This is a genomic window from Winogradskyella sp. (assembly GCF_965228925.1).
Lineage (GTDB): Bacteria > Bacteroidota > Bacteroidia > Flavobacteriales > Flavobacteriaceae > Winogradskyella.
Genome location: NZ_OZ245845.1, coordinates 1,089,359 through 1,116,328, shown reverse-complemented (window position 1 = coordinate 1,116,328; position 26,970 = coordinate 1,089,359). Strand labels below are relative to the sequence as shown.

At 33.7% G+C, this 26,970-nt stretch carries 20 protein-coding genes and 1 pseudogene; 13 read left to right on the top strand and 8 right to left on the bottom strand.

All coding sequences use genetic code 11. From position 1 onward, the window contains the following. The first annotated feature begins 51 nt into the window (after positions 1 to 51). Entirely contained in the window at positions 52 to 444 is a 393-nt protein-coding gene (locus ACO052_RS04540) for a cupredoxin domain-containing protein (RefSeq protein WP_422106826.1), read from the top strand. A gap of 213 nt (positions 445 to 657) precedes the next feature. On the opposite strand, the gene ACO052_RS04535 is transcribed toward ACO052_RS04540, so the two are convergent. Then, the gene (locus tag ACO052_RS04535) at positions 658 to 2,511 is read right to left on the bottom strand and encodes a hypothetical protein (protein ID WP_422106825.1); all 1,854 of its coding nucleotides are present in this window, start codon (positions 2,509 to 2,511) and stop codon (positions 658 to 660) included. 372 nt (positions 2,512 to 2,883) lie between these two features. Next, the gene (locus ACO052_RS04530) at positions 2,884 to 3,399 is read right to left on the bottom strand and encodes a LytR/AlgR family response regulator transcription factor (protein WP_422106824.1); all 516 of its coding nucleotides are present in this window, start codon (positions 3,397 to 3,399) and stop codon (positions 2,884 to 2,886) included. A 709-nt stretch (positions 3,400 to 4,108) separates the two neighbouring features. On the opposite strand from ACO052_RS04530, the gene ACO052_RS04525 reads away from it, so the two are divergent. Next, entirely contained in the window at positions 4,109 to 6,334 is a 2,226-nt protein-coding gene (locus ACO052_RS04525; protein ID WP_422106823.1) for a DUF5916 domain-containing protein, read from the top strand. 487 nt (positions 6,335 to 6,821) lie between these two features. On the opposite strand, the gene ACO052_RS04520 is transcribed toward ACO052_RS04525, so the two are convergent. The 3 genes from ACO052_RS04520 to ACO052_RS04510 form a co-directional block, all read right to left on the bottom strand. Beyond that, positions 6,822 to 8,690, bottom strand: coding sequence for a helix-turn-helix transcriptional regulator (locus ACO052_RS04520; protein ID WP_422106822.1), 1,869 nt, complete (start codon positions 8,688 to 8,690; stop codon positions 6,822 to 6,824). Between the two features lie 197 nt (positions 8,691 to 8,887). Continuing rightward, a complete protein-coding gene (locus ACO052_RS04515) occupies positions 8,888 to 9,673 on the bottom strand; it encodes an ABC transporter permease (protein WP_422106821.1) in 786 nt (261 codons plus the stop codon). 5 nt (positions 9,674 to 9,678) lie between these two features. Beyond that, entirely contained in the window at positions 9,679 to 10,590 is a 912-nt protein-coding gene (locus ACO052_RS04510; RefSeq protein ID WP_422106820.1) for an ABC transporter ATP-binding protein, read from the bottom strand. A gap of 141 nt (positions 10,591 to 10,731) precedes the next feature. Between ACO052_RS04510 and ACO052_RS04505 the strand changes: the two genes are divergently transcribed. The 11 genes from ACO052_RS04505 (at position 10,732) to ACO052_RS04455 (ending at position 24,720) form a co-directional block, all read left to right on the top strand. Continuing rightward, positions 10,732 to 11,895 (top strand): helix-turn-helix domain-containing protein, encoded by a 1,164-nt coding sequence (locus ACO052_RS04505; RefSeq protein WP_422106819.1) that lies wholly within the window; start codon positions 10,732 to 10,734, stop codon positions 11,893 to 11,895. 236 nt (positions 11,896 to 12,131) lie between these two features. Next, positions 12,132 to 12,950 (top strand): LytR/AlgR family response regulator transcription factor, encoded by an 819-nt coding sequence (locus tag ACO052_RS04500; protein ID WP_422106818.1) that lies wholly within the window; start codon positions 12,132 to 12,134, stop codon positions 12,948 to 12,950. 111 nt (positions 12,951 to 13,061) lie between these two features. Beyond that, on the top strand, positions 13,062 to 13,904 hold the full coding sequence (locus tag ACO052_RS04495; protein ID WP_422106817.1) for a cupin domain-containing protein: 843 nt from the start codon (positions 13,062 to 13,064) through the stop codon (positions 13,902 to 13,904). A 31-nt stretch (positions 13,905 to 13,935) separates the two neighbouring features. Then, on the top strand, positions 13,936 to 14,991 hold the full coding sequence (locus tag ACO052_RS04490) for a helix-turn-helix domain-containing protein (RefSeq protein WP_422106816.1): 1,056 nt from the start codon (positions 13,936 to 13,938) through the stop codon (positions 14,989 to 14,991). A gap of 321 nt (positions 14,992 to 15,312) precedes the next feature. Next, positions 15,313 to 17,097, top strand: coding sequence for an erythromycin esterase family protein (locus ACO052_RS04485; protein ID WP_422106815.1), 1,785 nt, complete (start codon positions 15,313 to 15,315; stop codon positions 17,095 to 17,097). A gap of 174 nt (positions 17,098 to 17,271) precedes the next feature. Beyond that, entirely contained in the window at positions 17,272 to 19,506 is a 2,235-nt protein-coding gene (locus tag ACO052_RS04480; protein WP_422106814.1) for a S41 family peptidase, read from the top strand. 139 nt (positions 19,507 to 19,645) lie between these two features. Continuing rightward, a complete protein-coding gene (locus ACO052_RS04475) occupies positions 19,646 to 20,815 on the top strand; it encodes a glycoside hydrolase family 26 protein (RefSeq protein ID WP_422106813.1) in 1,170 nt (389 codons plus the stop codon). A gap of 11 nt (positions 20,816 to 20,826) precedes the next feature. Beyond that, the gene (locus ACO052_RS04470; RefSeq protein ID WP_422106812.1) at positions 20,827 to 21,624 is read left to right on the top strand and encodes a nucleotidyltransferase domain-containing protein; all 798 of its coding nucleotides are present in this window, start codon (positions 20,827 to 20,829) and stop codon (positions 21,622 to 21,624) included. A 494-nt stretch (positions 21,625 to 22,118) separates the two neighbouring features. Continuing rightward, a complete protein-coding gene (locus tag ACO052_RS04465) occupies positions 22,119 to 22,775 on the top strand; it encodes a DUF4331 family protein (RefSeq protein WP_422106811.1) in 657 nt (218 codons plus the stop codon). A 68-nt stretch (positions 22,776 to 22,843) separates the two neighbouring features. Then, positions 22,844 to 23,356, top strand: a complete 513-nt coding sequence (locus tag ACO052_RS04460; protein WP_422108043.1) for a DUF4331 family protein — start codon at positions 22,844 to 22,846, stop codon at positions 23,354 to 23,356. An 86-nt stretch (positions 23,357 to 23,442) separates the two neighbouring features. Beyond that, positions 23,443 to 24,720 (top strand): tetratricopeptide repeat protein, encoded by a 1,278-nt coding sequence (locus ACO052_RS04455; RefSeq protein WP_422106810.1) that lies wholly within the window; start codon positions 23,443 to 23,445, stop codon positions 24,718 to 24,720. A gap of 375 nt (positions 24,721 to 25,095) precedes the next feature. Here ACO052_RS04455 and ACO052_RS04450 read toward each other — a convergent pair whose 3' ends face one another. The 3 genes and pseudogenes from ACO052_RS04450 to ACO052_RS04440 all read right to left on the bottom strand — a co-directional run. Continuing rightward, positions 25,096 to 25,890, bottom strand: coding sequence for an anti-sigma factor (locus tag ACO052_RS04450; RefSeq protein WP_422106809.1), 795 nt, complete (start codon positions 25,888 to 25,890; stop codon positions 25,096 to 25,098). Position 25,891: 1 nt separating this feature from the next. Then, positions 25,892 to 26,422 carry an RNA polymerase sigma factor gene (locus ACO052_RS04445; RefSeq protein WP_422108042.1) on the bottom strand — a complete coding sequence of 177 codons (531 nt, stop codon included), beginning with the start codon at positions 26,420 to 26,422 and terminating at the stop codon, positions 25,892 to 25,894. Positions 26,423 to 26,590: 168 nt separating this feature from the next. After that, positions 26,591 to 26,763 (bottom strand): annotated as a pseudogene (locus ACO052_RS04440) (single-stranded DNA-binding protein); the annotation flags it as partial. Positions 26,764 to 26,970: the final 207 nt, after the last annotated feature.

The following is a 26,970-nucleotide window of genomic DNA, read 5'->3' as shown; positions in this document are numbered from 1 at the left end:
ATCTAATATATTAAAAACCAAATTATTAAACAATTTTTAAATATTTAAATTATGAAAAAAATCATTTCAATCCTAGTTATTATTTTAAGTTTTACCTTAACTGGTAATGCCCAAGATAGCATGAAAAAAGAAGCGATGATGAAGGACGCCAAAGCTACTGTTGTATCTTTAGAACAAACCAAAGGGGCGTTTACTCAAAAGACTATAACGCTTGAAGAAGGCGCTTATATTTTCGAAATTTCGAACAACAATGTTGGGCACCAAGTCGGTTTTGTTTTGGCTCCAAAATCCAATCCAGACGCACACATCAAAACGGCATACGTTACAAAAGCCGTAGACAATAATTCGAAAGGAACATCGAATGTTACGACCTTAACTAAAGGCGAATACGTATACTTCTGTCCTTTAAATCCGACACCACAATACACCTTAATAGTGAAGTAACAGGTCATTTAAATTTTAGCAAAAAACAAGCGCGACGCTTAACCAAGGTCGCGCTTGCTGCTATTCATCAATAGGCCAATTAATTTTAATCCCTAAACTAAAGTTAACCTACTGGCACCCACTTAACGCATTGCGAATAATAGATAGAGCGAAGTAAATTTAATTATGCTTAAGGGCCTAATAATAGGGATGGACAAACACATGGACATCTTGTTATGCCTTAGCAATCTCTGTAATTGGTGTGTTTTTAGACAGCCCTAGTTTTTTCCTTAAACGATAGCGATTTTTTATAACACTATCGGAAGACACCCCAAGTACATCAGCAATTTCTGATGTTTTTAGATTTAATTTTTCTAAGGTCAGTAAACGTTCATCGGCATTGGTAAGTTCGTTATTCAATCTTGCCTTAATTAAGAAACTAGGATAGACTTTTTCGAATTTTAGTTTAAATTCCTTCCAATCTTCAGTGGTAAGAATTTTAGAAGATATTAAATCCTGTAGTTTCTCTAATTTATTATCGTCTAGCTGTTCTTTTTTAAGCGCCATCAACTCATCTTTTAAAATATCGTGCTCCCTACTTTTTTTAAGAAGTTCTTTGGTGTAGGCTGTCAATTCCTTTTTATGAAATACTAATGTCTCTTTTAACTGCCGGGCGCGTTGTTTAAACACATAGATGACCCCAACAGTTACAGCAATTAGAAAAGCTAAAAGAATGATGAGTGTTCTTGTTTTTTCTTGTTCTATAGACTTTTCTTGTTCTAAAATTTTAATGTTGGCATCTTGAGTGGCGATTTCCTTTTCTTTGCGTTCGGTTTCGTAGAGGGTTTGGTAATATGAAAATGCGTTGGTTTTTTCTTTGCTAAAAATAGAATCTTGGATTTTGGTCTTAGCTTCAAAATACTTAAGTGCATCTTTATAACTCCCTTTTGCGGTATTGATCTCATACAACAAGGTATTGAGATAAATAATCAGCGAGGTCCGCTTCCAAGTTTCTGTTTGCTCCAATGCTCTAAGTGCCAATTGCTCAGAAGCTTCTAAATCGCCCGTAAGAAATAAATATTTGGCTTTTGCTTCAACAAATGCTAATTTAAAAAACGTCATTTCCTTAAAAGCCATGGCCTTAGTTTCAGCTTTATCTAAATATGTTTTTGCTTTGTCCAAATCTTCAGTTTTCATATAAAAACTGGCCAAGGCCGAATGCACCATGACAAACTCGCCCTCAGGATTGTGATGATTTTTATTAGAGTCCAAATACTTTAAGGCCTTAAGCAAGCAAGCTTCCTGAGCCTCTAAATCATTTACTCTCCCATAGTTGATCGACTGGTTATAATAATCCACGGCTAAGCCGTCGTGGTAGTTTATCGATAGCTTTTTATCAATTAGTTTATTGCGCTCTTCAATGGTTTTAGAGTGAAACCCATTAATACCATAAGCACTTATAATATTAGCTTTAGTATAAAACATATATTGTTCATCACCGAGATTCTCATAGAACTGGTAAGCCACATCAAAATCATTGACAGCATCTACATAGTTACCCATAGCAAATTGTGCTTGCCCTCTAAAAAAGATGGCATCAGCTTCAAAAATTGAATCTTGTGCCGTGAATATTTCAGTAGCCTTGGTATAGTTTACAACGGCTTTTGAAAAATCTTTACCATTATAATAGGCGCCTCCTTTTTTAAGGTATATCGTTCCCACGACTTCTGTATCATCCACTTGGTCTTTATACGCCTCCACCTTATTGAGCATCTTTAAAGCGCGCGCTGGCTCACCCAGCTGATTGTTGATGGCAGAAAACGCAAAGGTAGCTGCATGTATGGCATCTTTAAAGTTGTTTCTTTCGATAGCCAAATCTATATAGACCTCCGTATAATTGGCGTATTGCTTGGGGTTTTCGTCCCATTTTAATGCGAAAATGAGACTGTCTAGAGCCTTGTACTTAAGATCGTCATCAACTGTAGACTCGATAACCTTTATATAATCTTCTGGACTGGTCTGTGCACAAAATGTGGTGCAAATTATAAAGAAAAGGATACTCAGCACTTTATTTTTTCTCAACACCATGGTACTGGATTTAGAAGGGTCAAGCAAAAATTAGAAGGGAACTACTAATTTAAATTAAAATCACGGATTTTCTGAATTAAAGTATAAAACACACTCTAAAACACATGGACAAAACTATGGACAAGTACCATAATTGGGCCTAAGAACTAAACCCTTTGATAAATATGGTATGCGCAATCCAATAGACCTTTACAATGCCAATGTTAGAAATGCTTTACTACTCACACTTTTTCGTTGTCTTTAAGTTCTAACAAAGAATGCCTTGAGAAATCAAGGAGGCTTGTGCACTACTGTCGGCTCTAAAACCTTACCCCTTTTTTTAGTTCCAACAGTTCTGTACGTTTCCTGCTATTAATTACTGTCTTTTATCGATTAATAATACCCTAGTTTTTCCTTCACGCTTTCTTTAAATTTCCTACCTATTGGTATAACGATTCCTCCTAAATCAATTTGTGTTGGTGAAAATGACGTTATGTACTCTACGGATACTATAAAGGACCTGTGTACTCTGATAAAATGCTCTTTTGGCAATAGTTCTTCCATAGCAGAAATACTTCCATAACCAGTGATTTCTTTATCTTTCGTCTTTACTCTAACATAGTTTTTGAGGCTTTCAATGAAAATAATATCATTTAAAAGTACCTTCTGTAGCGCTTTCCCTTTTTTTAAATAAATAAATGCTTTTGATTTGTCTTTCACCAGTTCTCGATTCTCCTTTTTTAGAAGCTCAGCCTCTTTTTGAGACCTGTTCCAAAATTGATATAAGGTATAAATGAAAGGAATAATTAGTGCTAAGTTGACATCTAGTACGGTATTCATCAACTCTGTTACTTTAAAATAATTTTGGCTTCTGTAGGGTAAATAACGCCCTTCTACTATAAATATCATTACACCTCGTTGTACCATCGCAGATACTAATAACAATAGGCAAAAGCACATGATGAACTTCATGTATTCTTTATTTAAAAAGAACTTAGGAATCAAAATAAATAAAGTCACATAAACCAAAAGCAATCTTGCAGGAAGACTCAGAAACTGTATCATAAAGTTTCTATAATAACTATGGTCATATGTCCCCCAAATCAATGAAAAGAACAGTAGAAAAGCAATCCAGTACAAGACATGTATTTGAAATAATCTATTTGTAATCAATCTAAAGTTCATTACTTGTATCTGGGATTACCCTCTAATTTAATTAGATTTTGTTAAAACCGACGTCTTTGGTTCGACTTTCAATTTATAGTTTTTTAACCGCCTTTTCCTCTTCAGAGTCGTTATAGCACTGTTTCAATAGTAGAACAAAGCTCATCAATCGAGTTCTATTCATTTTTGAACAAAATACTTAATTGACTTGGCAAGCAACTGCATTTTATACAAACAACACTATAAGCAATACACAAAACTCAATTTATCGCCTATATAGCGCTTTATTAAATCGTGCACTAATAGCTAAGGCAGATATTATTCAATTTTATGTTGGTTAGTATTTAATACAATGCTTGTGTTTTCAGTATTGTTATAAACGTAGACTATATAAGACAGTTGTGATAGCGACAAATATCAAATACTTTGTCTCGTTCATTGCAATTTCAATCTCATGAACAACAAATCTCTTCTCACAGCATTATTGCTTTTTTTGTATTCAGCATTAAATTCCCAACATAAAACATTACCTGAGATTACACCATCCAAATACCATCTGTATAAGACTACTGAAAAGATAATGATTGATGGCAATTTGGAAGAATCTGTTTGGTCAACTACACCATCAACCGAACCGTTTTTTAATCAATGGCCACTAGAAACTGGAAAGGCAAAAATAAAGACCGAAGTAAAAATCACTTTTGATGATACTTACCTTTATTTTTCATTTAAGACTTATCAAGACAAAGCTAATACTACAACTTTGTCTTTAAAAAGGGACAGTCCCGAAGCTAATTGGCTAAGTGATTCCGTGATAATTCTTCTAGACCCTATCAATAGAAAAAGTAACGGGTTCATTTTTGGTGTCAATTCTGGATCTGCACAATTTGAAGGGCTATTGTCAGCACAAGGCGGGCATACCAATACCGATTCAAATTGGGACAACAAATGGTATTCATCAGCAAAAGTCTATGAGAATTTCTGGACTGCAGAAATAGCTATTCCATTTAAAAGCTTAAGATTTAACAGCACCAATAAGGTTTGGGGCATCAATTTTGTAAGAGCTGATATGCAAAACAACCATTTCTCAACTTGGTCTAAAGTCCCCATTAACTTTGATGCACAAGATATGGGGTACTTTGGTGAAATGACTTTTGAGGAATTGCCAAAATCTAAAACTTCAAACATTTCATTGATACCCTATAGTGCAATCAACCATATAACGAACAATGAAACGGGTACAAACAATGCGACAATTATAGATTTTGGAGGAGACGCTAAAATTGCCTTATCCTCATCTTTAAATTTAGATTTAACGCTTAACCCAGACTTTTCAAATGTTGATGTTGACCAACAAGTTATCAATCTTACAAGGTTTGATATTTTTTTCCCAGAACGACGTAACTTTTTCCTAGAAAATTCCGATTTATTCACCTCTTTTGGCACATCTGGAATTTCACCTTTTTTTTCGAGAAGAATAGGCCTTGACGATTCGGGTAAACCAATAACAATAATAGGTGGTGCAAGGCTTACTGGCAACCTTACTGAGTCATTAAGGGTTGGTGTTTTAAATGTACAAACAGATAGGGATAATATGTTCTTACCTAATAATTACTTTGTAGGTGCTTTTCAAAAAAATATTTTTGGCCGATCTACAATTAAGGGGCTCTTAACGAATAGAGTTTCCACATCTAAAAGAGATAATGATCCATACTCCTATAATAGAACAGCTGGGATAGAAACCGAATATCTTTCTAACAATGGTTTCCTTTCTGTTAAGGGCATTTTTCACAAATCATTCACCAATGGTAATACCGCAGACGATGACACGTTTCTTGGAGGACATTTTTCTTACAACAATGGTAAGATCATTACAAGTGCAGGATTTTATAGAGTTGGCCAAGGTTATCAATCTGACTTAGGATTTGTTCCTCGCCTTAATCATTTTAACGCAGAAACAGAATTACCTGAGAAAATAGGGTTCTGGCGACTCAACCCTCAAATTTCATATCTATTTAGGCCAAAAGTTAAAAGTTGGTTTAATCAACAAAGTATAAGGCTAGCGTCATTTATTTCTAATGGCTTAGGGAGAGGTAAAATGGACCGAGAGTTTTCCTTAGAGTATAATGCCTTATTGTCTTCAACCGGATTTTTCCTAATTGGAGTAAAGCATATAGGCATCAATCTTTTTACACCCACAAGACTGATAGATTCAATTAATTTTTTGCCAATAGGACAATATAAATTTATGGAAGCCTATTTCAACTATACAACAGACCTAAGAAAAGATTTTAGAAGCGGAACTAATTTAACTTATGGTTCTTTTTACACGGGCACAAAACTAAGCCTTACACAATCTTTAGAATATAGATTTGCGCCATGGATAAATTTTGGAGTCAATTACTCATTTAATAATGTACAATTAGGTGATGTATATGGTCAGGAAAAACTTCATTTGATTATACCAAAATTTGAAGTCAATTTTGCAAATAATTTGTTTTGGACTACATTTTCCCAGTATAATTCCCAAAGTGATTCTGTTAATATTAATTCAAGAATACAATGGCGCTACAACTCCATGTGCGATTTGTTTATAGTTTATTCCGATAATTATGATGGCAACTTCATTAATCAAAACAGAGGTGTCGTTTTAAAACTAACGTATTGGCTCAATATCTGACATCGTACTTGCGAAGTATCAAAAAAAGCCACCTCTTGAAGAGATGGCTTTAATTGACCTAGTTTATGAAAGCTTTAAATCCCAATACTAACTTACTACAAGTCAATTACAATACTATTTACAACCTTTATATTTGTCACTAATAGGGCATAAGAGCACCTTAAAATATAATTATGGGGTCGAATAGGGTTCTATCAGGTGAGGATTTTCCTATCATCATCGGATCGTTTTAATTTTTTCTTTTAATTTTTCGAGCACTTCCAAATGCTGTTCTAAAACCTCTGATTGGTATTTCATCAGGCGAAGACAATTCAACGTTCTTGCTGTACCTAAATTGATCTTGTTATTATGACTATCTATTTTTGTCTTCAAGCGTGGATTACAATCAGCGAATTATTTGAGGTCATTATCAAATGTATAATTAGACGATTAAAAGACCTAATAGACTAGGGGTGCAAGTAAGGGTGCAAGATTATAATTAACTGAATTACAGTGTATTAATATAATCATCCAAACTTGTTTCTGCTGAAAGATTGAGTTTCTTTTTTAAACGGAAACGCGAAGATTTTATAGCTTCCATGGAGGTATTCCTAAGATTGGCGACCTCTTTACGGCTTAAACCGATCCGTATTAATGAACAAATTTCCACATCCGTTTTGGTAAGTTCTGGATGTAAGGCCTTCAGTTTTTTGATGAATTCAAAATTGGCCTGTTCAATATTTTGTTTGATGAGCATCAACTTGGCATTATCAGCTTTACTGGCTTTTAAGTCGGCAATAATGCTCTTTAAGGTAATACCTTCGTTAGCGTTGGATAGTTTTTGAAGGTTTTCGGCTATACGCTCTTTGGATTTTATATGTTGTATGGTTTCTGTCAACAATTCGTTGATTTCTTCTGTCTTCGTTGCTACTTTATTATTTAGCAAAATATTTTGGTAAGCCTGCTCTTTGATCTTTTGACGGTTTCTAAAATAGAAAAAGGCGACAACAATGATAAAAACCGACATAACTCCCGCAATTAGCGTATTGCGTTTATTTGTTGCCAAGTTTTGTTCGGCTTCTAGTTGTTTAATTTTTGCATCTTGTGCTATAAGCTCGTGTTGTTTTTGTTCTGCTTCGAATTGGGATTGGTAATACAAAAATGCATTTGTTTTTTGCGCGTTATATATAGAATCTTTAATCTTAGCATTAACGTCTTTGAGCCTTAGAGCTTTTTCAAATTGCCTTTTACTTTTATAGATATCCGCCAGTTTATCCCTAGCTTTTGTTTGCGCGCTTAACCTATCGGTACTTTTTATGCTTGCTAAGTCTTCTAAAATTGGAATAAGCGCCCTTTGGTCATTGACCAACTCATAATACGCTGCTTTTCCAACCAAAACATCTGTTTTGAGATAATTGGTTACTTTATCCCCTTGGGTTTTCTCTAAGAGTGTATCCAAGTACACCTTAGCGTCTTCTATGTTGCCCGTTTCACTAGCGTGTATCAATTTATAGTTAAGTGCAAATACGTCGAGATACTTATATTGAACGCTATTCTTCAGACTGTCTTTAAGTTGAAGGAAAAGATCAATACTTGCCGACATCTTTTCATAATCCTTAAGCTTATAATGGGCCGTAATGTTTTGACCAGTAAGTTGCACAAGTGAAGAGAAATCACGATTGGCGGTAGCCTTTTTTATAAGACGTTCGCGTTCTTCAATACTCTTTTCAACAAATCCATTATTGCTATATAGTGATGTTAATTCAGCACCTGCTAGGATGGCATACTCGTCATCACCCAAGGCCTCATATAGTTTTGATGCCTTTTCGTATTTACGAATGGCCTGCATAAATTTATTAGCATCCGTGGCCGCTTGACCGCCAAAAAACAAAGCGTCAGCTGCAAAGATAGAGTCATTCCCTTTTAAAAATAGTTCCGAAGCCCTGTCGTAATCTTTTATCGCACTATCTAATTCTTCATCATCATAAAGTGTTGCAGCACGTTTTAGTAGCAAATGGGCTTCTGAGCTTTTCTTTGTAAAATTTGATTTATAACCTAGTAACGAATCACACAACTTGCGGGCAATAGCATTTTTATTCTTATAAATATAATATTGAATTAAAAAACGAGATTTGGACGCCATGAGATCATATTCCTCTAAGGCCTTGGCAAGCGTCATGTACTGTTCTAGATAAGGCACTTGTTTGTCGCTACTAATTCTAACCAATTCCTCCGTCAAATTATCCAGTAGCTCTAATTGTAACACGGCATCAGTCGTTGTTTCTAGTGCTGTTTTTAGAGAATCTATCTTGCTTTGGGCAGCACCAACAATAAAGAAAAAGACTAAAATTATAGCGAGTCCTATGTTTTTAAGCATCAATGGTATTTTCTCAGCAAATTAATAAAATTTGAGATGTAATTAAAGGGTGCAAAACAGGGTGCAATTTTAAAAATAACAGATAATTCGGTAACCCAATCCATTACATAAAAAAGCCACCTCAAAAAGAGATGGTTTTTAATTGACTTCATTGGTCTGTTTAACTCAAGATTAATAGCGAATAAGATGAGTTGTAGTTATTTTATATCCATTTTGTTTATATTAAAATAGCCATATACAGAAAATAGAATGAAATACATAAAACTATATAAGCTAAAATGAGGAAACCAATAATACACACCAGACTCTTGAGATAGCGCAAATAGGCTAAGTCTATTATAAGCATATGGAAAGTACAAGGCTTCTTCTGCCTGAAATATTATTAATCCCGTAATCACAAGAATCATTCCCGCTCCTAGAGGAATAATGAAATTCTTGAATCTAAAACTTATCCAAAACTGTATTCCTATAATTCCAAGGCAAGCAATAAATGACCTAAACAGTAATTTAATGGGAAATTCTAAATTTGGTCTGTATTCTAAAAACATTAATTCTTTGTGAATAATTCCAACTAAATACCCAGAAACTATCATCAATAAAACAAATATGACATATGTCGCAACTACAGTTACGACAACTATTGTAAGCTTACCAAAATAAATAGACCATTTTGGAACTGGTTGTGTGAAAAGAAATTTTATTGCCCCCGATTTATGCTCTATCTGAATAATAAGACTAGTGATGAGAACAATATATAGAGGTATTAATAATGAAGCCGATGACATTATTTGATCCGTGAGGAATTTATCCCATGGGTTTTGATTTCCCACAGGAATTAAAGTCTCGTACTTATATGTATAGTAAATGAAATAAATAGCTGGAATAAAAGCACCACCTAGAAGGCATAGCCAAATGGCAAAAGTATTTTTGAGTTTTAAAACCTCATTTTTAATATTGATGATGTAGTAATTATAAATGTCCATAAATGTCAGTCATTTGTTAGTGTTAAAAATAAATCTTCAAGGCTATTCTTAATTTTTACTTGATAAATAGTGGCGCCGCCTAAAATGAGTTTATTAATTAGATCAGGGATTTCTGACTTACGTTTCAAGGCTATATTTAAGTTTTTATTTTCAACTATTGTACTATCGATATTTTGAGATTTTAGTGATTTATGTACTTTATTGATGTTGTCAGTCTCAACTTCAATTACTATATTTCTACTTTGACTTTTCTTTAAAACACTTACTTTATCTTGAAATAATAATTCTCCATTATTTAGAATGCCAACATAAGTGCATAATTTTTCAATCTCACTTAATAAGTGACTTGATATTAAGATTGTCGTGTTCAGCCTTTTATTAATATCAATAATCAAATTCCTAATTTCATGAATCCCATTAGGGTCAAGACCATTAGTTGGCTCATCTAAAATTAGGATACTTGGTTCAGATAATAAGGCAAGAGCAATGCCTAGCCTCTGCTTCATGCCAAGTGAGAAAGTTTTTACTTTTTTACGTGCCACATGTTTAAGACTAACTATATCTAAGACTTCATTAATGCGAGCCTCCTTTATGTTTCTTCTATAGCGAGCATTAATCCTTAGATTATCTCTAGCACTTAGATGTTCATATAGTGATGGAGTTTCTATAAGCGCCCCTACATTGGACAGACATTCAATTTTATTGGATTTAAAATCCACATCGTTGTAATAAATATTATTATCCTTATTTTTTAATAACCCTAGTATTAGCTTAATGGTTGTCGTTTTACCCGATCCATTAGGCCCTAAAAAACCGTAAATAGAGTTTTGAGGTACTTCTATGCTAAGGTTGTTAATTTCGCGCTTTGTTTTACTATATGAAAATTTTAAATTTTCAGTGCATATAGCATATTTCATAGATGTCGTCTTTGAGTTATTTTATGAGCATCAATTTAGAGTAATTCTAGTTGGAATAAAGATTGCAGAAGTCCTGTAATTAAATTTGGGACATAAAAACCAAACATAAATGCTGCATGGAATTCTTAATGATTAATATAAATGGATGTTATTTCTATTTTTACGCAAAATCATAATGTTATAGACACTTTCTTAGACGGAATTAAATTTTTACTTGGTCTACAATTAATTCTTGTAGCCGTTATTCACTTTGTCTTTAGTTCTGACAACACGAGAATTATACTGGCGTTCTTATGCCTAATTTTGGGCTTATGGTTTTTCCAAAATGTTTATCAAGAACTGTGGGAGAACAACGGATTATATTTTCTTTTTATAGGACCTGGAAAATCAATTTTTGTAGCACCTTTATTATATCTATTTTACATTTCTCATAGAAAGACAATTTCTAATAAATTTACTCTAAAGCATCTCGGGATTCCATTAGTATACTTTTTAACAGTATTGTTGTTTGAGTTTATTCTAAAAGACGCATACAATTCTTATAAAAAATGGATATTCTCTTTATCTCAAATAACAATTTTTATAGTATTCAGTTACTATTTTTTTGTAACGAGATATGAATTACGAAATAGAATTAAAAGGGGATTATTACCAAGAGCTTATAAAAAAGTTATGTTCCTATTTTATTCCTTGTATTTCTTTTTACTACAAATGCCAATATGGAAAGTATTTACAACTTTAGTAAACGAACAGTCTCTATCCGCAAGTTTTAATCATAAAAGCTATTTTACTTTAGGAAATTTTGCAGTTTTAATCGGGGAGTTTATACCAATTGCTTTTTCATATTTCTACCTTCTAGGCTACGTGTTGTTCTTATATGCTCTGAGTGAATCACATATTTTTAAAAAACTCTTTTCCCCACGGGATATTTCATTTAATCACGATCTTAATAATCGTATAGCCGATATAACCGAAATTATTCAAGCACAACTGATTAACGACAAAATGTTCAAAGACTCTAAATTGAATGTCGAAAAATGTGCTCAAATATTGAATATTTCGAAAAAAGAATTGATGGAGTATCTAAGAGTTAAAGAAAGCGCTGTTTTTAATGATTATATAAATCGCTTAAGGGTTGATGAATTTAAGTCCCTAGTAAGAGGGAATGAATTAAAAAATTACAACTTGGTTGGACTTGCTAAAGAATGTGGCTTCAATTCCAAATCAACTTTCTTTCGGGTATTCAAAGACATAGAAGGAGTGACACCAAATCAGTTCAAAAAAAGTATAGAACGTCTTGATTAATGTGAATAATTTAAGGATTAGTACTCAGTGATTTTGTCCCATAGTAATATTTGAGACTTTTTTAAACCGTCATTTACCTTTACCTGCTTTGATTATGCTTTTATTCATCCTTATTTGTAAGCTTATTGAAGACAATTACAAAATTTAATTTTGGATTATCATAGCCACTATTATTCATTTGTTTTAATCATTGATTCAAATTGGATTAGTCAAAAGAAAAAAATTAAATTAGAGGAATGATTAAATATTTAAAGACACCCTTACCCAGACCAAAAGCCAACTTAAAGAATCTTCTCAACATATTTTTAATAGGTATAATAGGTAGTTTATTTATAATCATTTTTAAGCCCTTTAATATTTATTCAGGAGGTTTATGGTATTATGACTTTATAATTTTAAGTATGGGTTTGGTATTTTCCTCATCCATATATTTTATAGAATTTATCATTCCTTATCTTTTAAAACGGTTTTTTAAAAATTGGAACATAGGTAAGGGACTCTTATGGTATACATTGATTATATTTTTTGTAAGCGGCGTTATGTTTCTTTACAAAAGTTTCTTGTCGAGTTTTAATGATTTTACTTTTTCAGAATACATTAATGTTATAGGTAGAATAACTGGAATAGGACTCATTGTTACTTTTTTTGTTTTAGGGATTTATAGTTATGTTAATTCTAAAAGCTTCACCCTTATAGCGTCTAATGAAGTCTATAAAATTGTAGCCTCAAATGGAAACTCTTTGGAGTTGAATATTAATGAAATTCTTTATATCAAAAGTGATAATAATTATGTAGATATTCATTTATTTACTGGTAATGAGAGAAAGAAAATATTATTTCGTTGCAGTTTAAAAAATATAGAGGATCAATTGGTTAATCCTTTATCACCGATTTTCAAGTGTCATAGACAATATTTGATAAATATTAATTATGTAAAAATTAAAAATTCTAAGACTAGAAATGCAAGTGTTCAACTCGTTAATTATGAAGACGAAATACCTGTTTCAAGCAATTACATGAAACAAATTTTTAAAATGACGCAAATTCGCAACTAAAACCTGCAAGTTCCCAACAATACAGACAAAACATAAGTTTTTTCATGGTTTTTAAAATTCCTTTGTGTTGTTCAATAAAAGCTATTGGACAAAATAAAAACATAAAAAATCATGAAAACAAAAACAGTAATTTACACAATTTTAGCAAGTGTATTCTCAATATATACATTTGCACAAGGACCTAGGAATTTTAAAACTCAAGCTGAAATAATTGAAGAAAATTCGGTTGAATTAAAAAAAGAAGTCGAATCTATCATAAAATCTTATGTGCAGGATTTTAAAAGTGATAGACATGCCACAGAAAAACGTATTGTGGGTATTAAAGTGCCAGAAATTAATAGTGAATGGACGGTTACTATAACAGGAAAAGAAGTAGGCGAAAAAAAATGGGAAGTTCTATTAGAAGAAGGCCTGCCAAAAGCTGCAACTTATGTTTATAGGGCAGAAGTTTCAGCATTAAGAGCAATATACAATGGAGAGATGAATGCCCTTACTGCACAAGCAAAAGCATTTTCAACTGACTATGCACCACTTGATGTCTATGAAATGGAAGGATTTAAACCAACTGAAGAAGAAGATGGTAAACTAAATGCTTTTTCATTTCATTTTTGGACAAAGGGTTTTCCAGAAGTTATCCCATTTAGGCCTGATGCTACCCGTAGGGCTCATGGTGGTAGTGCAACAATTTTCTATTATGAAAAAGGGCTTCGTACGTTATGGTACAATATTTTACCTGGCGAAAGGGTACGTGAGGATGCTAGAGAACAAGCGATGCCTTTTCCTATGATGGGTGTGGTAATTAGTGGAAAAGCTGAAGGCATTGTTGATGGCGAGCCAATCACGGTATCAGAGGGGAACACCGTTTTCATTCCGGCTAATGTACATCATAAATGGTGGAATGACTTTGATGAACCCGTTGAAATCATTCTTATCATGTTTGGTAAAGGAGCCTAACCTAATACAAATACATATTAGGTTTAATATTATGAAACATTCAAGAAATGTATCCTATCAATGGATTAAAATAGGGAGCTTTGCAGGAATTATAAGTAATTTAATTTTTCTACTATTAATAATAGTTAAGCTCCCTATTTATTTAAATTTTCTTTTTGCTAGTTTATTTGGTATATCGTTCTCTTTAACTGGAATAGCCATTCACAAGTTAATAAGCTTAAATAAAGAAAGTATTCTTACTAAAATTGCGGCGATATTTATTTTTGTGGTTGGCATAATGTATATGGTAATGTTTAATGCCCAATTAACATTTAACGGTTACTTAGAAGTTTACCAAAGTGAAGTTTCAAAATTGGATAACATTGAATTTTTAAACACCTTAATAAAAACTATAGATTCTCTTCAACTGAGTTTACAGTTTAGTATAGACGTACTTACCGCATTGGCTATGTTATTGTTTGCATCAGTCATGTTTAAGAGTAAATTCTTTGGAAAAATATGGTCAATTTCGGCTGTAATGATTGCATTAGCTTTAATAGGAATAAAATGTTATTCGTTTCCGCAAACACCATCTGAGGTTGGAATACCATATGTATTAGGACCATCAATTGCGCTTTGGTTTCTTATAACTTGTATTCAGTGCTTAAATGAACTAAGGCATGCAAATAATAAAATCAAGCTTCACAAAATAGATGCGACAAAAAAGCTCAATTTGAATGGGGATAATTCACTAAATAAAAGTTTTCAGCAAATTGAAAATATCATCCAGGATCAATTAATTGGTGAGAAATTATTTAAAGACTCCAAATTAAACGTGCAAAAGTTTACACAAATTTGCAACATTACAAAAAGGGAGTTAACGGAATATATTCGCATTAAAGAATACCCTGTATTTAAGGATTATTTAAATCTTTTAAGAGTAGAGGAATTTAAGTTAATTGTTAGAAAAAATAAGATAACGAATTATGATTTGGTAGGGCTTGCAAAAGAATGTGGTTTTAATTCTAAATCTACCTTTTTTAGGGTTTTTAAAGATATAGAAGGAATCACACCTAATCAGTTTAAGAAAAGTATCGAGAAGATTTAAGTCAAACTAAGACAATAAATTTAGGCTTGTTAAGAAAACAAACTCAAAAAAATCTTTCTTCTAGGGAAATTCTCAATGTATGCTTAGTCTTATTCTCAATTATTCATCCCATAAATTATTTTGGGACAACCCTTTTTTTAATGAATATATTACAAAGGATAACTTTATCTAAAATAACAAACTATTTAACCGTTTGAAATGCATTCGCAATTGGCTAACACAGTAAAAATCTATGATTAATTAATAAAACATGTTTGCAATAATTAAGAAAGCAATCTTATGATACGTACAGCTCTATTTTTTTTAGTCATGTTTTCCTTTTTGACAGAAGTAATAATTGCTCAGCAACCCTTGAACTTTTCTTTTGAAAAGAAAAGTGTAGAGGAACAAAGACCTTGGGGCTGGGAGTCAACCATTTGGAGCACATCACAATTTAGGATTGATAGTACAACTATAAAAGATGGCAACTACAGTTTGAGTGCCATGTGTAAAGACAAATGCGAATCGGAGTCATACCGATACGCCATGGAAGTCTTTGATTTAAGGGGAAAAGATATTCAACTAAATGCGTATATTAAAGGGAAAGACCTAAAAAAAGAGGGTAGTATTTCCATTAGTTACGCATACGAAGATTCCGCGGGGAGTGATTATCTCACAAAAGAAGCATCTAGCGAAAAATTTACTGGATCATTTGATTGGACGTCACTCTCTGTCTCCATGAAGATTCCTAATAATGCAAAACTGGTTTATGCATTAGTTAATTTCAACGGAGAAGGAGCGCTTTGGGTTGATGATCTGGAATTATTGGTTGACGGAATATCGACCAGAGAACTTAGAGTAGAAAAGGCTTTCACCAAAGATGAAAAAAACTGGTTCAGAAAGCAAGTTCATAGTTTTGGATCCGCTTTGCCCAAAAAAGAATTATTCTCAGAAGATATTAATGAACTTCAATTTTTTAAAGAGGCGATAGGAAATAGTCGAATAGTAGCACTTGGAGAATCAACCCATGGCACACACGAGTTCTTCACACTAAAGCATAAACTTTTACAGTTTGCTGTTGAAGAGATGGGATTCAGAGTGTTTGCTATTGAAGATCATCAGCTGATTGTGAGGCAGGTAGATGAGTACATCAAATCAGGCGAAGGAGATACTATAAAAAGTATGTCTGGAATGTTTGGTGTATGGGCGAGGCAAGAAGTTGTCGACATGATAGAATGGTTAAAAGAATTCAATCAGAAGAACCCTGATGATATGGTCTCATTCATTGGATTTGATATTCAAGATGTAAACCCCTCAATCGAAAGTTTGGAAAATTTCTTGAAAATTCAAGATGCCGATTTATTTGATGAAATAGAGCCCTCGCTTACCAAGTTAAGAGCGCATGCAAAAAATATATTTTTCGTGCAAGATACACTTCAGAAACAAGGTTGGATTGACGATGCTCGAGTGATCTTTGATAGAATAAGCGCAAAGAAAGAAAACTGGCTGGCGCAAACCAAAACGAACCAAGAAAGAAATAAAGTTCTATATGGTATTCAATACGTTAAACTTATTGTACAGTTTTTTCAGGAAGGATTACACAATGGACAGATGCTATATCGAGATGAAGCCATGGCAGAGAACTTATCTTGGTATTTGGAAAATATTCAACCAAAAGGTAAAGTGATTGTATGGGCACACGACGTTCATATTTCACGGGGAGAGTGTCCAGTAAACGAATACAACATGCATAGTGGTAAATCAATGGGGTCTTTTCTTGCAAAAAAATACAAGGAGGACTTCAAGTCCTTTGGTCTATCCACCTTTACGGGGACATATAGTGCCTTCAAAACCTATTCGTACAAAGAATTGATAGAAAGTCCACTATTCGAAAGCCCGGAAGGTACCATCGAAGAAGTACTGCATCAAATTGCTATTGAAATAAATAAACCCAATTTATACTTGCCATTAAACAACAGTGAAATATGGTTAGATAAACCTGTTCCGGTGAGATTCGCAAATCATGTAAGCTTTGATTATAGTTTTTGGCCAAGATTTGTTATTCCCAATCAGTTTGATGGAATTTTTTTCATTGACCAAACAACTGCCGCTTTACTAATTAAATAAACAAAAAACTATTGTCAACACTATGTAAAAATGCATTAAAACGCATTTTACATTAAACGTTCTACCAGTATTTATTTGGCTCAGTATTACTGAACGAGCGAATGCCATTTTAACAGAAATAGTTAAACAACAGAAAGCTATTTCTTCTTGCTAAAATTTATATCAGAAAATAAAATGAATCGTTTAAAATATCTTTTTCAAACAAGTCAAAAAATCATTTGGTTAAGTCTTTTTCTAATAACGTTAAGTTGTGAGACATCTGAAGATCGTCAAACAAAACAAATTGTAGATTTTGCTAAAACATATGGGTACGCGAAATACTTTTATCCAAGTGACGAAGCTGCCTCTTTAGATTGGGATTTATTCGGCGTTTATGCATGCAAACAACTTCTCGAAAAAAAAGAAGAACTAGAAGTAAGTGACCTTTTTCAGTGGACGCCATTTATTTCGTTCTCAAAAAAACAAATAGAATATCCGTATATAGATAGTCTAAACTCAAAAAATGCCATCTATTGGCAACATATTGGTAATGGAGAAGGGAAAATTGGCCCCAATTATAAAAGTGCTAGAATCAATAGAAATGCCTTGGTACTTCCTAATAGTTCAAATGACTTTAGTGCTGTATGGCGTAATTTAGACGTATCTCAAATACAATCAAAAGAAGTTGTTGCTCAAGCAAAAATCAAGATTGGCCCACGTTACCTAGGCGCAGCTTTTTTAAGATTGAGAATAAAGCAAAAAGATCAGCAATGGAAAGAAATCACCAGTAAAACTTTTGAAGGAACGCGTGGACAATGGGTAACGGTTAAAGTTAAAACTAAGATTCCTACAAATATAGAGAGAGCCGTACTTTATGTTTATTCTGTTGGACAAACAGGCCATATGAGTATTGATGACATAAGGCTTACGACTGTTGAAGATGATAAGATATCACAAACCATCATAGAAGAAAACTTTTCTAATGTAAAACTAAAGGAGCATTGGAAAACGTTTGGCCCAAATCAAAAGTTTGAGATTACAAATGACAATCAAAGTAGCAATGGTTTTCTTTCAATTAGCAGAAACATGGGTAATCAAGAACTTATAGACCCTCTTTACTCACCGGTTTTACCCAATCCGAAAATAATAACAAAGAAATTATCGCAAAACACAAGTGTTACTTTCCCCCTTGTATTGTCTTCGAAAGAGGCTATGAAATCGAATAAAGCTTGGATAAACCTGACAGATGAACTAAAATCAATAACATCATCAGAATTACTTCTTGATAATGCAAATGTACGATTAGCTAATATTATAAAAGTCTGGAATGTCTTTCAACACTTCTACCCTTATTTTGACATTGTAGATGTGGATTGGGATAAAGAACTGAGTATTGCAATTAAAAGAAATAATACCGATAAGAACAAAAGAGATCACATTCTAACACTAAAAAGAATGGTAACAAAACTTAGAGATAGTCATATAGGAGTCTACACGAATGAGCCTGATTACTATCCTCCTTTTTCTTTTGAATGGATAGAAAAACAAATGGTTATTACAGCAGTTAGCGATACTATAAAATCCGTTCATCCTGGTCAAGTTATAAAATCAATTAATGGTAAAGATGCTTCAGATTTTTGGACTTACATTATGCAACAATCTTCAGGAGCTAACGATGAAAGACAATATTACAAAGGTACCTATGAAGCTTTACAAGGAAAAAAAGATGATACTATTTCCATCATCTTAAAGGAAGATAGCAGCGTATTTTCTTTTACAAAAACGCTTTCAGAGGATGACTTTGAAAAGTTAAAAGAAAAGACTACAAGCGAATCATATTTTGAAATAAAGAAGGGGATTAAATATATCGACTTAACGAGAACATCCTGGGATTTTATTAAAAATAATCTTAATGAAATTTCTAAATCCAATGGTCTCATTTTTGATTTAAGAGGGTATCCACAATGGAAAACTATGGAAATTGTTCGTCATTTTACAAAAGACACCCTTCTTCCTATATCTTCTATATCAGCTCAAATTTCATATCCGAACCAAGAAAAAGTCAAATATGTAAAAACAGAGTCATATCAACTAGCGCCCTTAGAACCTTATATTCCTTCTAAAAAGATTTTTATCACAGATGCCAGTGCTATTAGCTATGCTGAGACTTTTTTAAATATTGTTTCTCATTACAATCTGGCACAAATTGTTGGCTCTCGTACAGCAGGATCTACAGGAAATACCAATTCAATTTTTCTTTACGGTAATATATCTATTCCTTGGACAGGTGTTAAGGTATTAGATCAAGATGGAGAAAGATTTCATGGCGTGGGCGTCGTTCCCGATCATACTGTAAATAAAACTATAAATGGTATCAAAAAACAAAAAGATGAAGTTCTAGAATTTGCTCTTAAAATACTTTCAGAGTAGTTTAAATTGGTGTAATTGCCGAATTATATACAACTACATTAATTTTTGTCTCATTCTTAGTTTTAGGACTTTTTTATTTAACTACACCAAATCCTAGAGTATTACTTTTTTTAATTTCGATATATTAAAAAATCGCCTAATGAAGCTTAATAATTGCAATAAAAATAATTCAAAGGATTATCCTAAATTAAGTCTAAAACTGATGAGTTTATTCATGTTAACAATACTATTAAGTGTGAGCTTTCAAAATTGTGCCAATACGATTTCTAATAATGTTAGAAAAAATGAACAAACTATTCATAAAATGATTTCTAAAATTGACACTACAATTAATTCTGAATATATCTATCAATATGAAAAAACCAAATATGTACCGACCGAAGATAAAACGTTATTAATTTTAGGTCAGTCTTTAACCAACATAAATGATTATCGTGCTTTCACCAATTATAAAAACTATCCTGGTGGATGGTCTGCTTATTGGGCAGTAACAGAATTTGCAGGGTTCTCAAGTAAATGGACTACTATATCTGGCGATACACAATATCATGGTTTTTTAGCCAGTAAATTTGACAATATGGTTATGCATAGCGCTATGTGGATGGTTGGTAAATGGGGAGTTGCAAAAAAAACAATAAATGGAGAATATGATCATATTATAAAAAAATACAGTGATTGGGCTAAAAGTATTAATAAGCCAATTTATTTAAGACTAGGTTATGAGTTCGATGGCCCTCACAATGAGTTTGAGCCATCTGAATATGTAGCAGCTTACAAGCATATTGTTGATTTAATGCGATCAGAAGGTGTGAAAAATGTAGCTTACGTATGGCACTCTTATGCTGCACCTACCTACAAAAGTTATCCATTATCAGAATGGTATCCAGGAGATGACTATGTTGATTGGGTGGGCATTTCAGTTTTTTTTCAACCTTATGATGATATCTTTAATCATAAAGAAACAAATGTGGTACTCGACTTTGCAAAAACTATAAAGAAACCTGTTATGATAGCGGAGTCAAATCCTGTTTTAGGTATCAATTCAAATGATAAAGACATATGGGATAAGTGGTTCGTAGATTTCTTTTCATTCTGTTACAGTAGAAATATTAAGGCTATTGCTTTTATTAATGAAGATTGGAATCGTTTGAGAATTGACGGCATAGAAGATTGGGGAGATTCAAAGTTATATAATAATGAAAATGTTGGAAAAGCTTGGTTAGAGGAAACAAATAAACCTAGATACCTTAAGCAATCAGCTACGTTGTTTGAACAGCTGGGTTACACCAAACAAAAAAATAATGATTAAAGCAATTTAGTATGAAACATAATATAAGACCCCATCATCAGAACGGCATCAATAGTTTAGTTAAAGAATATAAAAAAGACCCTCGATTTAAGGCATTAATTATTGGAGGTTCTGTGGCAAAAGGGTGTGCTCGTACAGATTCTGATGTTGATTTTATTATGATAGCTACTGATGAAGAATATGCTAAGAGATTACAGACAAATGATTTATTCATCAATAGAAAAGATTTAACCAACTATCCCAATGGATTTGTTGATGGAAAAATAATAAATGAGGAATTTCTTCATCAAGTCCTAAACAAAGGAAATGAACCTACAAGAGCTGCCTTTGATAGCGCAATAATTGGTTTTTCCAAAATTGAAGGTCTTCAAGACATTGTAAATAAAATTGTTGAGTATCCCGAAAACTTAAGAACTGAAAAATTGAAAACGTTTTATTCTATGGCATTTATTCAGAACTGGTTAATGGGAGAAGCTGAAAGGCATAATAATTTTTATACAAAACATAGAGCCGCATCACAACTTGTTCTTTTCGCAGGACGATTAATACTTGCTTATAACCGGATCTTCTTTCCCTATCATAAATGGTTTTACGAATACCTAACAAGATGTCCTAAAAAGCCCTTGAATCTTATTGATAAGATGAATCAACTTTTAACAGAACCCAATACAAATAATGCAGAAAGTCTATTTCAAAGTATAAAGGAGTTTGAAGACTGGCAAGTTTCCGATATCGAAGCTTTTTTATGGTTTATGGAAGACGTAGAAATGAGTTGGTTGAAAGGTAATCGTGTAATTGAAGATTGGTAAATAAATAACGTTATGGTAAAAAAATATAAATTTAAATCATTCTCGAAAAAGCTAGTTATTGTTGCTATGGTTATTATTCTTGAATTTTCCAAGTTAATTATATCGCACCAGTAAAAGCTTTTATATCATATAATAATTCTTTTGGGGTTTCGGCATATATTTGAGCACAAAATGGCCACCTAATTATAAATACATAATAATAAGTCCCTCACAAATGTTTCAGTAGGTCTGGCACAAACCTCCTGAAATAGAATTGTTATCTACTCAACATCAATAACTCGTCTACTATCACTTCAGTAGTGTAACACTTTATCCCGTCTTTATCTTCCCAGGAGTTTATGGTCAATTTGCTGTCTGATTATTGACCAACCTTCCCTATCCTGTTTCTTCTAAATCGTGTTAACACTTTACATAAAAAAACTAATATAAAACCACCCCGACCATTTTTTCGTAGGTAGCCATAGAGACACAATAATTAACAAAATCTCAGAATTATGAAAAAAAACAAAATTTTAATTGCAACGGCACTTTTAAGTATTGCCTCGTTCATTGCAATTGCAGCAGATCACATCGATGCACCTGCTGTACAAGGTGGTACAAGTGATATCACTGATTTTTATGCCTTTCAAGGTGAAAACACTTCAAACATTGCATTTGTGGCCAATGTACAAGGGCTTTTAGGAGCTGGTAGCGACACTCAAAATGCAGCTTTTGACGAAAATGTATTGATTGAGTTTAACATTGACAATACAGGGGACCATGTTGAAGATTTGGTTATTCAAGCCATAGCAAGGGATGGCAAGATGTATGTTTTTGGCCCAACAGCACCAGGTCAAACAGGACTGAACAGCACCATTGCCAGTAACGCCATCAATCAAGTTGATGTTGATATCACGCCATATGGACAGTCTGCTATTGTAGAATCTTCAGGCGGAATCATGGCCTTTGCCGGCCCAAGGGATGATCCTTTTTTTATGGACTTTGCACAATATGGACAAATTATAGGTGGTAATGCATCAAGCTTTAACGATCCAGGTACCGATACTTTCGCTGGTTCTAATGTATTGTCCATAGTTGTTGAAGTGCCAAAATCTATGATTGGTGGTTCAGGAACAATAAATACTTGGGTAGAATCTAAAAGAAAACAATAACAATTCAAAATTAAAAAATCATGAAATTCAATAATGTAAAACTTTTTACAGTGGCTATGATTATGTCAATGGTTGCATACAACTGCAGTAATGATGATGATAATACTAATAATCCTACAGGACCGGATTTTTCAGGAACCTATGTGCAACAAGATCAGATGGGACGTCCGGCAGTAAACACGGTTTTTGTGTCTTCAGGTATGAAAGATGCCTTTAACACTACCATTCCATCACAGCAAAATGCTGCTTTCCAAACCATGTTTCAAAATAATTTGGAAGCCCTGAGTCCAGCGTATGGAAACCCAGGAGATGCCAATGCTTTAGGATTGGATGCCGCTGGCTTTACCGGTCTATTGGCAACAGATGTCTTAAATGTTTCTTTAGATGGCACGACCACCTTTTTTGATGGCACCAATGTCTTAACAGGAAGAGCTTTAGCCGATGATGTGATTACGGTGGAATTACTTTTAATTTTCGGTGGAGAGGATTTTACAGAGAATCCTGGCTTATCCGATGACCATGTCGATGCCAACGACAAAGCATTTTTAACATCATTCCCATACTTAGCTTCACCTTGGTAATCTACTAAATCTTATCCCGAATTCTGAAGTAAGGTACCTTCTACCTTACTTCAGGATTATCCTAAAAACAAAAAACCCATAACATTATGAAACTCAAGTATGTTTTCCCTTTACTTATTGGTTTATTATATTTCGGTTGTAATACTCCAAAAGTTACAGAACTATCAGATTATAGCAGTTATTTAGCGACAACGCTAAATACATCAGAATTATTAGCTAATGCCCAGCTCTGGACGAATAAACTACAAAATAATCCAGAACAATTTCCATACCTAGCAAAACGCGCTAGCGCTTACACCCAAATTTTTAATGCCACCGGAGCGGTGTCTTATCTCATTAAGGCAGAAGAAGATCTTTTGCACGCTATTGACATGACCAATAGAACATTCCCTTCTTATCTCAAAAGTTTGGCATCCAACTATATTTCTCAGCACCGATTTAAGGAGGCCTTAACGTTGTTAAAAGAAGCAGAAGCTAATGGCGAAAAGTTAAATGGCACTCAAAAGATGCTCTTCGATGTGTATTTGGAATTGGGCAATGATTTGGCCGCTGAGACCTACTTAATGCAAATTAAAAATGAATCCGATTTTGATTACTTGATTCGTTTAGCGAAGTGGAGTGACCATAATGGTCATTTGGAAAATGCCATTGTACAAATGGAAAAAGCCACAGCGATTGCTGAATCCTCAAACTTAAAAGGAATCAGGCAATGGTCGTACACCAATCTTGCTGATTTTTATGGGCATGCGGGTGAGATCGAAAAGTCCTATCGTTATTATTTAAAGGCTTTGGAACTTGATCCAAACGATGCTTATGCCAAAAAGGGTATCGCTTGGATTTTGTACTCGTATGAAAATAACCCCGATGAAGCCCTAAGAATTTTAGACCATATTTCATCGTATTACAAGTCTCCAGATTATGAATTGTTAAAAGCGGACATTGCCGAATTTAAAAATGATTTGGCTTTAAAGACTGAAGCTTTGGAACGCTATAAAGATGCTGTAAAAAACAAGCACTATGGCGCCATGTACAACACCTACAATGTTTTGGTGTACACCGATGAACTCGTATTACCAAAGCATGCTTTGGAGATGGCCCAATTGGAGGTTGAAAACAGACCAACCCCACAGTCTTACGATTTGCTGGCCTGGAGTTACTTTAAAAATGGCGACTTAGAGATGGCAAACACGATTATAGAGAACTATGTCGATGGACAAACCTCAGAACCAGATGTGTTATACCATATTGCTGAAATCTATAAAGCAGCAGGCAAAACCGATAAGGTAAAGGAACTAAAAAGCGAGTTGTTGGCCAGTCTTTATGAACTCGGACCTACCATGGCGCCAAAAATCAAACAACTGTAATTATAAGGCAACTTATTTTAATGTTGCTTTTGTTGAGTTGTTTTTCAGCCATTGTAAAAGCTCAAAACATTAAAGGTTTGGTACTCAACGAACTCAATCAGCCTTTAGAAGGCGCTTAGACTTATAATTTGTTTCTGTGATCGTGAACACATCATTTTTTATCTAGGCTACTATAACCTATAATTTTTAGGGCGTCAACATTTAAAGGGAAGCAAATTAAGTTAAGTTGATAGGTCGCTAGCAAGAAAGATGAACTGCCGATTACAGTTCATCGGTATCGTGAGACATCATGATGTTTTTTGAGTTTTTTTGTTAGACGAAACGCCCAGACGATAATGTCTGGGTGTTTTTTATGATGAATTATATCTTGTATAATTAAGGAGTACTACTAACAACACCAAGCGTGTAAAGTTGTTCCATAGTTGGGCTTTCGCTACCACCTTCAGGTTCTAAAGTAATTCCAAAAGCTTGGCTTTCGTTGGTATTGGCAATGGCAAAAATCTTATTGTCATCAGTATTGAAGTCATCGATCGTCCCTAAACTTGTAGGTGTTAATGGGTTTAAGGTTAAAGACCAGACTTGCCATACTTTACCTTCTGGTGCATTTGGTAAGCCTTCACCATCCAAATAAATAGTGTTATCGGCCTTATTCCAGTAGACTTTGGCATAAGAAGATACGTAATCCCCTTGGCCTCCCAACGGTACAGCAATAATATCCTTATCGCGTATGGCATCCAATAAGGTTTTAGTGGCTGCTAGATTATCCCTAGCCTCCTCAATCTGTATTTCGAGGTACTGCTTCTCCGTAAAGACCGTTTGTAATTCCTCCTCTAGTTGGGTCTTGGTATTCAAGGTCCATAATAAGCCCCCAATGAGTAAAATAGAAGCGGCCCATCCTGTATAGGAAATCCAATTCGGTTTTCTAGGTTTAAGATCTACCACCTTGGTGTCTGTACCTTCAAGCTTACCTTTAAAAGACTCAAAATCTATAGCATGTGGTGATACCGAAGCCGTCAGTTTTACCACTGCGGCTTCGATCTCTAAAACTTCTTGTAAAATTTCAGGATATTGTTGGATCAGTTCATAGACTTCCTGATTTTCTTTCTCAGAAAGTTGGCCGGCTACGTATAGCTCTAAAATACCAGATGCTATGTATGCTTTTATATCCATATTATAAGACCATATCCCTTAATTGTTGAATACAGTTTCTATTTCTTGTTTTGATGGTGCCAATGGGCATATTCAATTCGTCTGATGCTTCTTTTTGGGTAAACCCTTTAAAATAAAGCAGCTCAATGATTTCTTTACATTTTTGGCCGAGGTTAGTGACAAACTTTCTAATTCCGATCGCATCCGTACTACGATCTAAGTTATCATTGCTTGTTATGATATCTACGAAATTATCGGCATCGTAGTTTTGTCTGGATTGCTTAAATGCCTTAGATCTTGTTTTATCTATAGCGGCATTTCTTGCGATGTTTAAAATCCATGTGAAAAATCGTCCTTTACTAGGAGCATAAGTATCTGCTTTTTGCCATGCTTTTATAAAGACATCTTGCATTAACTCCTCGGCAATGACAGTATCCTTAACAATATTGTAAACGACACCATGTATACTCTTACTATACATCCCATAAAGCTGCTTAAAAGCCACTTGATCTCTATTCTGAAATTGTTTTACAAGTGTGTCGATGTCAACCATTAGGGTGTTGCGTTGTTGTATCAAGCCCTAATATATTAAATTAATTAGTTAAAGGTTTTAACTCAAACCATATATTCATCACTTATAAAATAAAAGAGATGAAAAAGCTACCTGTAAAAAAAGAGCTGCAGGACAAGCAACTCTTTTCATTTTTAGATTTAATGATTCTCATTTACTCAGCATCAAAAGCTCGCTACAGACTACCTCTGTGGTATAACGCTTCATACCGTTTTATCTTCCCAGGAGCGTGTGGTCAATTTGCCTTCTATCGCTACTTCCTTGCCCTTATTGACAAACTTCTCAATAATCTCAGCAGTTTTGCCCCAGGCGATGATGTTGTGCTTTGACCCATATTTTACTTTCTAGCCTTTATTAACGTCTTCAACAATAAAAAGAATAAATAATATTTTTTAAGTCAAAAATGAAATAGAGGAAATAAAATTATTGCTCAGATTGTAATACTTGAATTTATATTATGCAATAAAATTTTGATAAGTCCTTAGTAGAAGAATGCCTTTGAGTATTGAAATAGAGAGTAATGTTAGGTT